The sequence below is a fragment of the Streptomyces sp. NPDC055632 genome (assembly GCF_053618675.1).
The window spans coordinates 24433-37596 of record NZ_JBSHHY010000050.1 but is presented as its reverse complement, the minus strand read 5'-3'; the positions used below and the strand labels follow the sequence as shown (position 1 = coordinate 37596).

12 protein-coding genes and 2 pseudogenes are annotated in these 13164 nt (G+C 69.9%); 10 read left to right on the top strand and 4 right to left on the bottom strand.

Features of this window, described 5'->3' with window-relative positions:
* Positions 1 to 353 precede the first annotated feature (353 nt).
* The 5 genes and pseudogenes from ACWGSR_RS34685 (at position 354) to ACWGSR_RS34665 (ending at position 3461) form a co-directional block, all read left to right on the top strand.
* Complete coding sequence (locus ACWGSR_RS34685) at positions 354 to 803, top strand: DUF2199 domain-containing protein (protein ID WP_453572821.1); 450 nt, start codon at positions 354 to 356, stop codon at positions 801 to 803.
* Positions 804 to 1194: 391 nt separating this feature from the next.
* Entirely contained in the window at positions 1195 to 2247 is a 1053-nt protein-coding gene (locus ACWGSR_RS34680) for a ParB/RepB/Spo0J family partition protein (RefSeq protein WP_453572818.1), read from the top strand.
* Positions 2168 to 2701 (top strand): annotated as a pseudogene (locus ACWGSR_RS34675) (ParA family protein); the annotation flags it as partial. The gene ACWGSR_RS34680 and the pseudogene ACWGSR_RS34675, both read left to right, overlap by 80 nt.
* Before the next feature lie 154 nt (positions 2702 to 2855).
* Positions 2856 to 3113: a hypothetical protein gene (locus ACWGSR_RS34670; protein WP_453572816.1), complete on the top strand. Its 258-nt coding sequence runs from the start codon at positions 2856 to 2858 to the stop codon at positions 3111 to 3113.
* Between the two features lie 180 nt (positions 3114 to 3293).
* Entirely contained in the window at positions 3294 to 3461 is a 168-nt protein-coding gene (locus tag ACWGSR_RS34665; RefSeq protein ID WP_453572813.1) for a hypothetical protein, read from the top strand.
* A gap of 359 nt (positions 3462 to 3820) precedes the next feature.
* Here the strand turns inward: ACWGSR_RS34665 and ACWGSR_RS34660 are convergent, their stop codons facing one another.
* Positions 3821 to 4117, bottom strand: coding sequence for a hypothetical protein (locus ACWGSR_RS34660; RefSeq protein ID WP_453572810.1), 297 nt, complete (start codon positions 4115 to 4117; stop codon positions 3821 to 3823).
* 136 nt (positions 4118 to 4253) lie between these two features.
* Between ACWGSR_RS34660 and mobF the strand changes: the two are divergent.
* Positions 4254 to 6347, top strand: a pseudogene (gene mobF, locus ACWGSR_RS34655) (MobF family relaxase).
* Between the two features lie 194 nt (positions 6348 to 6541).
* Here the strand turns inward: mobF and ACWGSR_RS34650 are convergent.
* Entirely contained in the window at positions 6542 to 6982 is a 441-nt protein-coding gene (locus tag ACWGSR_RS34650) for a hypothetical protein (protein ID WP_453572824.1), read from the bottom strand.
* A gap of 424 nt (positions 6983 to 7406) precedes the next feature.
* Here ACWGSR_RS34650 and ACWGSR_RS34645 point away from each other — a divergent pair, with 424 nt between their 5' ends.
* Positions 7407 to 7607, top strand: coding sequence for a hypothetical protein (locus tag ACWGSR_RS34645; protein WP_453572807.1), 201 nt, complete (start codon positions 7407 to 7409; stop codon positions 7605 to 7607).
* A gap of 344 nt (positions 7608 to 7951) precedes the next feature.
* Here ACWGSR_RS34645 and ACWGSR_RS34640 read toward each other — a convergent pair whose 3' ends face one another.
* Complete coding sequence (locus tag ACWGSR_RS34640; protein ID WP_453572805.1) at positions 7952 to 8401, bottom strand: hypothetical protein; 450 nt, start codon at positions 8399 to 8401, stop codon at positions 7952 to 7954.
* Between the two features lie 74 nt (positions 8402 to 8475).
* Positions 8476 to 8919, bottom strand: coding sequence for a hypothetical protein (locus tag ACWGSR_RS34635; protein ID WP_453572803.1), 444 nt, complete (start codon positions 8917 to 8919; stop codon positions 8476 to 8478).
* A gap of 278 nt (positions 8920 to 9197) precedes the next feature.
* On the opposite strand from ACWGSR_RS34635, the gene ACWGSR_RS34630 reads away from it, so the two are divergent.
* The 3 genes from ACWGSR_RS34630 (at position 9198) to ACWGSR_RS34620 (ending at position 13159) form a co-directional block, all read left to right on the top strand.
* Positions 9198 to 10631, top strand: coding sequence for a PP2C family protein-serine/threonine phosphatase (locus ACWGSR_RS34630; RefSeq protein ID WP_453572800.1), 1434 nt, complete (start codon positions 9198 to 9200; stop codon positions 10629 to 10631).
* Positions 10628 to 10999 carry an STAS domain-containing protein gene (locus ACWGSR_RS34625; RefSeq protein WP_453572798.1) on the top strand — a complete coding sequence of 124 codons (372 nt, stop codon included), beginning with the start codon at positions 10628 to 10630 and terminating at the stop codon, positions 10997 to 10999. The genes ACWGSR_RS34630 and ACWGSR_RS34625 overlap by 4 nt, the downstream gene beginning before the upstream one ends.
* 762 nt (positions 11000 to 11761) lie before the next feature.
* Complete coding sequence (locus tag ACWGSR_RS34620) at positions 11762 to 13159, top strand: replication-relaxation family protein (protein ID WP_453572795.1); 1398 nt, start codon at positions 11762 to 11764, stop codon at positions 13157 to 13159.
* The last annotated feature ends 5 nt before the right edge of the window (positions 13160 to 13164 follow it).

Below are 13164 nucleotides of genomic sequence, written 5' to 3'. Positions count from 1 at the left end.
TCCGAGGAGTGGCACTTCGAGACCACCACCGTGCATGCGGCCGGCGAGGAGATGCGAAACCTCGCTGCAGAGTTCCAGATGTTTCTCACGAGCACAGTTGGATAGCTGAGCCACCACGTGAGACAACCTCTAAGTCGCAGTTGAACCTGTCACCCCGCAGGTCAACGGCCTCGCCCCTGCAAGATCTAATGAGACGGGACAACGAGCCAGGCCTGGATGATGGCGGCAGCGCCGTGAGCGGCTGTTGGAGAGCCCGCAGTAGCCCCCGAGCAGGTGGTCGCTAGGCTCGCGCCATGTCTAACGATCTCGGCTTCACGTGCTCATGCTGCAGCGAGCACCACGCAGAGCTCCCCATGAGCTACTCGACCATGGCCCCTGACGTGTGGGATCCCAGGTTCGAGAGTGATCCGGACTGCCTGCTGTCGTCCGACCAGTGCGTGATCAAGGGCCAGCACTTCTTCATCAGGGGTCTGATCGAGATACCCGTGATCGGCAGCCAGGACGTCTTCTCCTGGGGCGTCTGGGTCTCTCTGAGCAAGGACAACTTCGCCCGCGCTCTTGAGGTGTGGAACACGGAGGGCCGCGAGGCCGAGAAGCCGTACTTCGGCTGGCTCAGCACCGAACTCGCGCTCTACCCCGAGAGCACCACCAACATGAAGACCAACGCCCACACGCGACCGGTGGGCAAGCGGCCCTTCATCGAGCTGGAGCCCACCGACCACCCGCTCGCCGTTGAACAACGCACCGGGATCACGCTGGACCGCGTGCGTGAGATCGCCACGGCGGTGCTCCACCCGGCCTGACTGGCAGCGTCGGTCGAGGTTCGCTGAGACTGGTCGAACTTCACTGAGACGGGACAGCCGTAAAGATCGAGTGCTCCGCCCCGCCCTGGAGGGGCCGTTCTTTACGCCGTAAAGATGCTCGCCGAACCTTGGGTTCAATCGGGGCGTACGTGACCTATCCCCCCACGCTTCTTTACGGCGTAAAGAGCGGCGCGTGTCTCCGGAGCCCCGGATGCTCGCTAAGCTCCACGCCGAGACCAGCAAGACCTACCAGGAGTGTGAATGACCGGCGCGCAGAACCAAGGCCTCTCTGTGGCGGAACGGAGGCGGCTCCTCGCGGCCCAGAGAGAGCAGCAGGCTGCTGTGCATGCGCAGAGCGCGGTGCCCGCCGGCAACGTCTCCACTCCGGAGAATGCCCCTCGACTCCCTCGCCCACAACCCGCGCAACGCCCGCCGGGACCTGGAAGGCATCGAGGGTCTCGCCGACACCTACGAGGCCACGGGAGTGCTGCAGCCCTGTCTCGTCATCCCCGTCGAGACCTTCCGGGCCGCTTTCCCTGAGAGCGCGGACGAGGTCCCGGTCACGGGATACGTGGTCATCGGCGGCAACCGCCGCCTGGCCGCCGCGCGCCGCGCGGAGCTGAAGACCCTGCCGGTGCACGTGAACACCAAGCTGGCGACGCGGGAGGAGATCCTCGTCGCGGCGGCGATCGAGAACATCGCCCGCGAGGAGCTCCGCCCCTTCGAGGAACTCGCCACGATCGAAGACCTCAAGGCGGAGCTCGGCACCTACGACGCCGTCGCCAAGAAGCTCGGCAAGTCTCCCGGCTGGGTCTCCCAGCGCCGCCGCCTGGGCAACCTCCAGCCCGAACTCCGCGAAGCCCTTGAGACGCGCGCCCCGGGCATGACCATCGAAGTCGCCCGAGACCTCGGCAAGATCAAGGGCCGCGACGAACAGCTCGCGGCGTGGAAGGCCGAGCAGAAGAACGCCGCGCGCCGCGCCGCCGACCCGGCAGCCCAGAACCAGCCCAAGGTGAAGAAGAGCGCCAGGGTGCCCGCGCAGGGAGGGGCCGGCGGCGAAGGTGACACCCCGCTGGACGAGGCCGCGAAGGCCAGGCGCGAGTCCTGCCTCATCGCCGTTGCCGCAGGAGCCGGCGACCTCGCCCGCCTCTCCATCATCGCCGCCCAGGCCCCGGTCGCCCCCGACGAGGCCGTCGCGCTCGCCGGACAGTGGCTCACCGAAACCGCCGAAGGCTCCGCCGCGCTGAACCTCGCGTCCCTGGCGGGCGAAGAAGGAACCGACCGCCAGCTCCGTGCCGCCCTGGCCCTGGCCCTGGCGCAGTGCGAGCTCCACGCCACCCGTACGAGTGGCACCGACTCCGCTCATGCCCGCGCGTACGCGGACTGGCTGGAGACTCACACCGACTACCAGCCCACCGACGCCGAGCCCGCTCCAGCGGCGTAGAGCGGAGACCCCCATGAGCACCGACACCCTGACCCCGCCCGCCGACACCGGCCGCAAGACCCGCGTCCTGACGCTCGCCAGCGGGTCGGCCGGCTCGGGCAAAAGCACCCTGGCCGCCGCTCTCGCCGAACAGGCCGCCGCGCATGGCCTGCTGGTCTGCGTCATCGGCCTGGACCGGCAGCGCGACGTCTCCCGCCTCCTCGGCTACGACAACCCCGACGCCGACGAGGAACTGCCCACCCTCATCGACGTCGTCGACGGCATCTGCACCCTGACCGAAGCGCTCGTCCCCGGTCGCCACAGCAAGACCGGCGAACCCCTTCCGGGCCTCTGGCTCGTCCTGGAATCCGGCAGGCTCGACACCCTCAGCGTCAAGCTCGCAGGGGTCACCGCACGCGAGATGTGGCTCTTCCGGCTCCTCCCGGAACTCCGCGGCCTCTTCGACCTCATCCTGTTCGACTGCCCCGGCAACCATCGACCTCGGCACCCAGGGTGCGCTCATCGCCGGCGACGAGATCGTCGGGTGCACCAAGAGCCAGGAGAAGGAAGCCCGCGGCCTGACCTCACTCGAAGACAAGATCGCCGACCTGCACAAGTCCTTTGGCTTCATGGGGATGCGCGACGGACTCGACTGGGTCGTCATCGGCGAAGGCGTCACCGGCGTCTCCCAGGGCAAGGTGTACTACGACATAGAGCGCCAGGTCCGCGAAGCGTACGGCGACCTCGTCGTACAGCCCACCGTCCGCGACGACGTCAAGGTCCCCGAGTCGTACTCGGCCTCCCTGCCCATCACGCTCTACAACCCCCGCTCCGAAGCCGCCATGGCCTACGTCAAGGTCGGCAAGGCGATGAAGATCTACAGCTGACCCATCTTTACGCCGTAAAGAGCTCGGCCCGCGCCAGACAGTGGGCCGGGCTCGCGGCTTTCAGATCCCGGTTCGGCGCGGTGGATCTTGAGTGCTCTCGGCGAAGGCTGCACATGGTCCGGATTGGACATGCGGCCCTTCCCCGAGACGTAAGCCTTCGGGATCCGTACGGTCCGCGACATGACCGTCTTCTTGCAGTACGGACCGGACCACGGCCGAACCCTCACCATCGATCGGACCTGCGCCACGGGCGACGAAGTACACGTCGCCCCCGGCCGCTACGTCTACCTGCTCACCGACAAGGAAGACACCCAGGGACGGCGGATCGCCAAGGTCTACTTCGACTGACCCGCAGGCTCCACCCGGCTCTCCGCTTCGTCACCTACCCGACGGGGGTGGCATCGTCGACGCGGAGCTTGTTGAGAGCTGCCCCTTGTTGAGCCGGACTTCCCCAATTGGGGAAGTCCGGCTTTTTCGCTGAACTAGATTTCTGCTCCTACCCCTAAGGGCTGTCCCGTAACTCCGAAGACCGCTGGCTGGTGTCCGGTTCGACCTGCTTTCCCGGGATCCTGTTGGGGCCGCGAGTCGGGTCAGAACCGGACAGAGCGATCCAGCGGTGACGTCCCGTTGACCTCTGCGCCGAGTTACGGGACAGCCCTTACACGGTGAAGGGCGGCCTTCGTCCTCGCTGCGGGCACCTGCCCCACTCAGGGCCGAGTGAAGATGTCGTGGGTTCCGATGCGGCGCCACACGATGTGCCGGTCCCCGGCTATCCGCGCCCGGCCGTAGCACCACGTCGCGCGCCCGTCCGGTGCCCAGGTCAGCTCGTAGACACCGGGAGCGCACCGGACGCCCTTGATACGCAGTCCCGGGTGGAAGCGGCGTCCTATGCGCAGGTCGGGGACGAAGGCGTCGAGGACGGTGCGGCGGAAGCGCCGGTGCTGTGCGGGGGTGAGGTGGTCGAGGTCGGTGGTGAAGCGCGGCAGGGTCTCGAACGTGGGCACGGGGTTCTCCGGGCAGCACAACGAGGCCCCCGGTGGATACCGGGGGCCGGGGGAGTGTTCGGGGTGAAGCGGAAAGAGTGCGCTACTTGGTGCTGATAGGTGTCAGACGGCAGGTCGGGGGTGATGCCGGAGAGCGATGACACTCCGGGCCGGCCCCGGTCCGCGTCCCGCCCGGCGGAACGCGGACGAGAAAGTCGGCGGCCTCTTCCCGCCTGGCGGGACGTGCACCGGATCGGTCTTTTCTTGCTGGTCAGGGCGGTGTGGCGTGGTGGTCATGATGGATGTCCGCCTGATCAGACGCGGTCAGATGTACCGCTACTACCTGCGGCAGGTCGTCGTCGGCGACTACCTCCGCCCCGTCCGCACCCCCCTCGGCATAGCCCAGGTACAGGTAGGTGTTCCGCCGGGCCGGTGGACGGGACGGGGCCTGGCCGACCTCGGCCTGCGCCCCGGGGCGATCGTCACCGAGGACGAGCTCCGCCAGCTCTTCGGGCAGGGCCGGCACCCGCACGGCGACCGGCTCGTCGCCGAGGCGCTCGTCGCCGGGAAGACTCCGGCGGTCGCGGCGAAGGCCGGGAGGCTGGGCCGCGCGGTGGAGGTCACCGGAGCGGATCTCGTCTTCCGCCCGCAGCCGACCATCCAGCTGATGTGGGCGCTGGGGGAGGAGGAGACGCGGCAGGTGATCGAGACCGCGCACGAGCGGGCGATCGAGGCGACGCTCGCCTGGATCGAGGACCACGCGGCGACCATCCGCGTCGGCGCCCAGGGCCGTTAACCCACCCGTCCGGTGCACGGTCTGGCCTTCGCGCGCTTCCGCCACTACGAGTCGAGAGCCGGCACCCCGCTCCTGCACGACCACGTTCTGGCGTCCCTGCGGGGCCTGCGGCCGGACGGGAAGTGGGGCGCGGTGCACTCCACGACCCTGCTGGAGAACGTGGTCGCGGCCTCCTCCCTCTACAACGAGCTCGTCATGGCCGAGGTGTGCGAGGCGCTGGACGTGGCGTCCGAGCCGCGTACGGTCAGCGCGGGGCGTCGGCCGGTGATGGAGGTGGCGGGGGTGCCGCACGAGCTGATCGGTTGGATGTCCCAGCGCGGCCACGAGATCGACCTGTGCCGCCAGGAGCTGGAGCACGAGTACGTCACCGCCGTCGACGAGGACGGCAACCTCAGGTTCGGGCCCGTCGTCTCCGAGGAGGCCCGCACCAAGCTCAACCGGATCGCCGCCCGCAAGACCCGCCCGCCGAAGCCGAAGGCCCGCTCCCTCGCCCAGTTGCGTACCGACTGGCGGGCGGGCGCGAAGGAGTTCCTCGGGGAGGCCGCCGAGCTCGTCGACAGCCTGTTGGAGCGGGCCCGGGCCGCGGCCGCCGCGATCCGCGCCCAGGTCGCCGAGACCCTGGACGTCGCCCTGGCGGCGCTCGGCGTCAGCGCGATGGTGTTCGTGATAAGCAGCAACGGGCTCTTCCACCGCCGCCACCTGCTCGCCGAGGCCCGCCGCTTTCTCGCCCTGGTCCAGCGCGGCCGCCGCCGCGAGGCGGGCCTGGACGAGACGATCGTGAACACGGCCATTGCGGCGTACTGCGTGGACGTCACCGAACCGAAGAGCACCCGCGGGCTCCTGGCGGGCTACCGGCTCTACACCGCCCGCTGGGCCCGCCCCGATCCCGCCCGCGCCCGGCGGCGCGCACCGGAGGCGGCCTTCGACGCCGACCACCGGCCCCCGGCCGGCCTCACCGCCCCGGACGGTCCGGTCCTGCCGGTGGAGATGGGGGAGTGGGACATCCCGCGCGTCCCGCTGCGCTACGACCGCGCGGTCATCACCTCCACCGCCCTCACCCACCAACTACGCGCCGCACGCGGTGCGGGACGCGCCCGGTACTACGAGGGCGTCACCGCGCACCAGCAGGCCGCGATGCCCGAACAGCTCCTCCCCGTCTTCGACACCGCCTCCGACATCGAGGAGCCGGAGGCCGAGGGCAAGCCGGCGGACTGGATGGAGCGGCTGCGGGCGCTCCAGAAGGTACGCGCCGAGACGGGTGCGCAGGATCTGACCGCCGAGCAGATCAGCAGCATTCAGGCCCGCATCGAGGAGATGAAGGCGCGCGGCGAGGCGCTCCGGGAGCGCTACGAGCCTCGCCCTGAAGCTCCTGCTCCCCGGCCGGTCCTTGAGGACCAGGAGCGAGGGCAGCGTCCCGGGCAGCCCGGCATCGGACACGGTGGGGCGAGCCGCTGAGTGAGCCCCCGCCAACTTGAATGCACAGGTCAAAGGGCTGGTGTGACCGGTCCCTGGAGTACTCGTGCTGGCCGTGGGCGGGAGTCCGCGAAGAAGACCATCGGTCAGCGGTTGACTTCGAGGTTCGTCAGCACGAGCAGGGTGTGCAGGAGGTGGGTGGCACGGGCGGGGTCGGTGCGGAGTTGGTGTCTGGTTCAGGCAGGTGGTCGGAAGCCGACCTGCCAGTACCACATGCCACCCCGGCAGCTCAGGACCGTGCCACCGTCCCTCACATACAGGACGTCCTCGTTTTGGTCCCAGGCCATGCGCAGCAGCTCGCCCTGGGGATCCCCTTGCAGCACCCGCTTCCACAGCGGGCCCGTCGGCGCCCCGAGGGTCTCCATGCCGAGGGACCGCACGCCCTTAAGGATCAGAAGCACAGGCCCGATTCGCCGGTACGGCATCGCTTCGGACTCCACGTACGCGTCGGAGAAAGCCAGCTCGATGTACAGGGATCCGTCCGACGGCAGCACCGACGTGCGGTACCCCTCGGATTCGACGTCCATCTCGCCGATGCCGAGGATCTCCCAGCCGGTGATCTCCCGGAGGAACGGCTCAGGCTCTGCCCCCAGAACCGGGGTGCAGCCTTCCCACATGGCCAACCTTTCATTTTGACGGATCGGGGGGTGCCGGAGCGGATCAGCGGCATCTACGCATGCTCTCTGCGCGTAAATGATCCCGTCGACCGTCTTTCAGCTCAGGTGTCGACCATGCCGACGGACGATCTACTGCTCAGACAGTCGGCCGTGAGCAGCGTGAGTACTTCGACAGCCGATCACACCAGCCCTTTGACCTGCGACTTCAAGTTGACAGAGGTTCACTCTCCACAGGTGGGGTCCACTCCGTGGAGAGTGGACCCCACCTGTGGAGCCCACCGTTTCGTTCTTCGGTCCGCCGGGTGGGCCGGGGGGCGAGGTCGCGGTCGCACCGGCTGGGACGCGACCGGTGGCCACGTCCTAGCGGTGGGGGAGGGAGGCGAGGGTGGGGGGAGCCGGTCACCGATGTGCGGAGGTCTTCGTCATGGCCCACCCGATCCCGGACCTCACCCCGGAGCTCCTGAAGCGTTTGGGGCAGATCACCGACGCGGTCCGGCTGCGGGCGGTGCTGTACGCGGCGCCCGCCGTGCCCGCGCCGGTCCGCGGGCACCGGACGCGGCAGTACCCCGGGGGCCGGCCGAACCCGCCGAGGGCCGTACGCCCGCACCGTTCCCGCCGTCGCTGAGCCCACGACCTCCATCTGCTCCGACGGTGCGCCCGGGGATGTGCCGCACCGCGCCACCGAGTGGAAGTGGACTCCACCGGCCCCGGGACAAACGGTGCGGTCAAGGGGTGGTCAAGGGGTAAAACGGACACCGCGATGCGTGGTGTCCACCCTCAGGGCGGGCCCACCGAGTGGAGTCCATCCGGTGGATTCCACCGGATGGACCGCGGCTCCCATCGAAGTGGCCGCCACGGAGGTGGGCTCCACCCGGTGGAGGGTGGAGCCCACTTCCGTTCCACTCCACCCGGTGGATTCCACCCACCGTCCCGGCTGCCGGGTGGAGTCCACCGGGGTGCTGCCTGGGGTCAGGTGGTGGCCGGCCATCCGGTGGCGATGTCGCCGCGGACGTCGGCGAGGAACTGGCTCACCTGGTCGACTTCCTGCATGCACTCGATCAGGAACTCGGCCGCGATCCGGGCGGAGTGCGCTCCGCCGCCCGCCAGGCACCACCGCTTCAGGTATCGGCTCGTCACGGTCGCCAGCTGGTGCATGACGTGGCCGGCCTCGCAGTCGGCGTGCTCGTCGGGCACGGCGGTGAGGTGGCGGGTCAGCAGCAGCGTGCCGAACTCGCCGATCGTCGGCGCGAGCCGGTTGTCGGCGTGGAATGCCGCCAGCTCGGTCTGCTCCCGCTCGGTGCCCTGGTAGAGCCAGACCAGCTCGATGTAGTCGGCGGCCCGCATCATCCGCTCCAGGTACTCGGCGGCCTGTGCGGCCCGCTCCGAGGCGGTGGCGGTCTGCGTCGTCGTCGTTTCCATGGGGGACTCCTTATCCGTTTCGTTGGCGGGCGCCTGCCGCGCCCGCCTGCCTGTAGAGGCGAGAGGGAAGGGGGTTATCGGGTGGCGGGGGCCGGGTGGGCCTGGAGTGCCTGGTGCAGGGCGACGGTGTTGAGGTGCTCCAGGACGTCGGCCAGGTCCTCGTGGTCCTCGACGAGCAGCTGCGCGATGAGGTGCAGGGCGGTGCGGGCGAGAGGTTCGGCGGTGTCCGGACCGGCTGTGGCCCAGGCGCGCAGGGTGGTCACGAAGACCCGGCCGAGGGCGTCGAGGACGAAGGAGTCGTCGCACGGCTCCGCCGTGCGGGCGCCGACCGTGGTGACGGGGACGACGATCCGCTCGACGACGTCCACGATCAGCTCGGGCATCCGCGGTTCGGCGGCCACGAGCCCGCCGGCGAACTCGGTGTCGTCGACGCTGACCGCCCGCAGGTGGTCGAAGACGTCCATCACCGCCTGCGGGGTCATCGGGGCGAGTGGCACGGTGGTGGTGTTCTCGGGCACGTACGGCTCCTCGGGTCCGGACCGCCCCGCTGATCGTGGCGGCCTCGAAACCGATCCTCGGATCGCGGGCCTGTGGACAGAGGCCGGAGAACTCTCCCTTATCTCGAACCGGACGAATTGTGGCTATGTAGCACGATTGTTAAATCGGCATGTTTACTGGCAAATGCCGCTGAAGCCGCTCCGTGGTTACTCGGTGGGTTGGTTTTTGGCGGCGGGAGGCTGGTCTAGGCTGCCGCAGTCGTCGGCCGTCTGGGTCGGTAGGCAAATGGAGGTAGACGATGCCGCAAGCGGGACACGCCACCGGCGCGGGAGGCATACCGGGGCGGCAGGCGCTCAGTGCGGTGGCGGAAGCGGCCCGGATGGACGCGGTGCGCCGCTACGACATCCTCGACACCCCGCCCGACGGCGCGTTCGACCGCGTTGCGGCGATGGCGGCCCGGCTGTTCAAGGTGCCGGTGGCAAGCGTGACGATCGTGGACGAGGACCGGATCTGGTTCAAGGCCGCGCACGGCCTGGAGGGCGTGAGCGAGATCGGCCGGGAGCCGGGCCTGTGCGGTTCGGCGATCCTCGCCGACGAAACACTGGTGATCCCGGACACGCTCACCGACCCCGTCGCCTGCAATAACGGCTTGGTCACCGGGCCGATGGCGGTCCGCTTCTACGCCGCCGCCCCGATCATCACCCGCGATGGGCACCGGCTGGGCACCGTCAACATCCTCGACACCAAACCGCGCCTGGTCACCCAGGACGACACCGCCACCCTCGCGGACCTGGCCGCGATCGTGCTGGACGAGCTGGAGATGCGCCTGGCGGCCCTGAACGCCCTACGCACCGAGCAGGAACGGCGCATCGAGCAGCAGGAGGCCCGCGAACGCGCCGAGCGTGACACCGCCGCCATCCAGGCGTTCGCCACCACCCTCCAGCGCACCCTGCTGCCGCCGGCCCTACCGGTGATACCTGGGCTGGAGCTGGCCTGCCACTACGCCACCGCCTCTCCGCAGGACGTCGGCGGCGACTTCTACGATGTCTTCCCCCTGGACGGCACGAGGTGGGCGTTCTTCCTCGGCGACGTGTGCGGCAAAGGCCCCGAAGCCGCCGCCGTCACCTCCCTGACCCGCTACACCCTGCGCGCCGCCGCGCAGATCGACCCCGACCCCGACAAGGTCCTCACCTCGCTGAACACGGCGCTGCTCCTCGACCCGTCCGTCGGCACCCGGTTCTGCACCGCCGTCTTCGGCACCCTGGAACCTCATGAGAAGGGCGGGTTCGCCATCACGGTGGCCACCGGCGGGCACCCCCCGGCCTACCACCTGCGCGGGCAGGGAGTGGTGGAGGCGGTGCGCCCCAAGGGCGGCATGCTCATCGGCGCACTCGCCGAGGCACGCTTCGCCTCCCACACCTTCCACCTCGCCCCGGGCGAAGGACTGCTCCTTTACACCGACGGGCTGACCGAGGCCCGCATCCTGGGCGGCGACATGATCGGGGAAGAGGGCCTGGTCCGTTTCCTTGCCGCGCGCACCGCGCCCGCGAGCGCGGCGGCGATCATCGAGGACACCGTCGACCTCCTCGACGCCACGCCCCACGGGGCCGGAGACGACGTCGCCCTGCTGGCCCTGTCCGTCCCCTTCGCCGACACCACGGACGGCCTTGCCGTCTCCGCCACCGCCCACACCATCGCCCCCGCTGGCGGGACGCCGGAGAGCCGCCCGTGACCGACTTCCGCCTCACCGCACAGCACACCGACGGCGACCTCGCCCTGGCCCACGTCGCCGGAGACCTCGACGTGGCCACCGCCCCTCACTTGCGCGAACAGGCACTGGCCCTGATCGAACAAGGCCACCGCCACCTGATCCTGGACCTCGGAGCCGTCACCTTCTGCGACTCCTCCGGCTTCAACGCCCTGATCGGCATTTTCCGCTACGCCAAGACCGCCGACGGCACCCTGGTCCTCGCCGCCGTCCCCGACCGCCTCAAGAGGCTGCTGGACCTCACCGGCCTGAGCGCCCTGCTGCCCGCCCACCCCACCGCCGCCCACGCCCTCGTCGCGCACACCCGCAGCCACGACACGGCCACCACGTAACCACCGCGGTGGCCATCGGGCAGAGGCAGCCACCGCAGCCTCCACACACCCTATGAGTTCCGTACGAGCAGATCAACGAACGTGACCACACCTTGCCAACCGGTCTACACCGAACAAGCCATCTGAAGCGTTACAAACGGCTGACCAGCGGCAACCGTGCCTTTCCTTTCCAACAAACCCGCGTTGTGGCAACCGGTCACGGACAAACCAGGACGGCAAGGGGGTAGTCGAGGAGGAATCGGACGGGCGGCGGCCGGGGCGGTCAGACCGCGGTCAAGGGGGCCCTCCTCACGGTGGTCATCCGGCCCGTGCGCACATCCGCGTACGGGCCGGATGACCACCGACCCGGCCGGCAGGCCGGAGGAACGAGGACACCGTGCCCGCACCCGGCCGACCCACCCCTTCCCGCCGCCCTACGCGGCCGCGATCCTGGAGCCCCGCCCTTCACGCCCATGCCGCCTGGCCCGGCCGTACCCGGCTCGCCGGCTGCTGGGCGAGCCCTGGTGAGGCGCTGCTGTCGGCGCTTGCGTTCCCGCTGCCGAATCCACTTGCGTGCCCGGCAGCCACCCGCCCGGCATTTCCCCTTGTCAGCATGGCTTTCCGGGCCTGCGCCGCGTCGTCACAACCCTCTTATCTCCCCTGCAGCCTGAATGAGTTGTCGGTAGGGAGGGAGATCATCGGGTCCCGGCGCCCGGACCCCTCCACCGCCGGGGCCCGCCGTCCGGCTGCCGGTAGGTCGCGGGCGAGGGGAGGGCGGGCCTGATGGCGGGCAAGCGCAAGGAGAACGAGGCGGGCTCCAGTAACGACCTGCGCGCGGATGTGCTGCGCGTCCTGGGCGTGCTGAAGGTCGCCACCGCCGATCAGATCCAGCGGCTGTCCTTGCCGCACCTGACCTACCGGCACACTCTCAAGCCGACACCGGCCAAGCAGAAGGAAGCCCGGACCGCTTCCCACCGGGCGGCGCTGAACGACCTGCGGCGCCACGGTCTGGCCATCGACGGCGGCCGCACGCGGCGTGGTGAGGAGACCCGGCTGCTGACGAAGGACGGTCTGGCCGCCGCCGCGATCGAGCTGGACCGCGAGAGGGAGGAGATGGGCGGCCTGCCCAAGAGCGCGGGCCGCTCCGGTGCCTCGCACGCGATGGCGGTGAACGAGACGGTCATCGCGCTGATTCGCCCGAAGCCGGACCTGAACAAGGTTATGCGGGAGCCGGCCGAAGCGGTCGCCGCCGCCCAGGCCGCGGTCGACGCGTCCGACGGGGTCGGCGCGCTCGTCTCCTACGCCACCGAGGTCGCGCTCCCGGTGAAGGGCACCTGGAAAAATCCCGCGATCGGCAGCGTCCGCGCCGACGTCGTCCTGACCGCCCCGGAGGCGGGGATGCCGCTGCTGTTCATCGAGGTGGACAACTGCACCGAGGAAGCCGTCCTCATCGCGCAGAAGTTCGACAAATACGCCCGGTTCTTCCTGCGGCAGGAGAAGGACACCGACGGCTTCGAGAGGCCGCTGTGGCGCACCCGCTGGTCCGCGCCCGCCTGTGAGGAGTATGAGCGGGTGCACCCGCCGGTCCTGCTCGTCTTCCACCAGGCCGGCCGGCGTTCCGCCAAGAACCAGATGGCCCGGGTCGCCGACCTCACCCGCCACCGCTGGCAGGGGCGGTGGCACTCCGAGGGCGGCTACCACTCATACGACCGTTGCATTCCGATCGTGGCGACCGCGCTCGAGGAGCTGCGTGAGCACGGTCCGGCCGGGCCCGCCTTCTGGCGCTTCGGCCGCGACCACCGCCAGCCGCTGCTGGACGCGATCGGCAACCCCCGCCGGGACGCCTACCTCGTCCGCCGCCGCCAGGCCGCCCGGGAAGAGGAACGACGCCGTGAGGAGCAAGCGGCGGCGGAGCGGGAAGCCCGGCGGCCGGCTTGCAAGGACTGCGGGCGGAAGTTCACCGACGACCGCTGGGAAGCGATCGCCTCCAGACGCAGGTGGAACGAGCGCGAGCCGCACCCGCACCTGTGCGAGGACTGCCAGGACCGGGCCGTCGCAGCCGAGGCGCAGGCCGAAGCCGACGAACGCGAGCGCCAGGAGCAGGAGCGCCGGCGCCAGGAGGCAGAGGAACAGGCCGCCGCGCACAAGGCCGGCGGCTGGATCTCCCGCTTCCGCACCTGACCGGG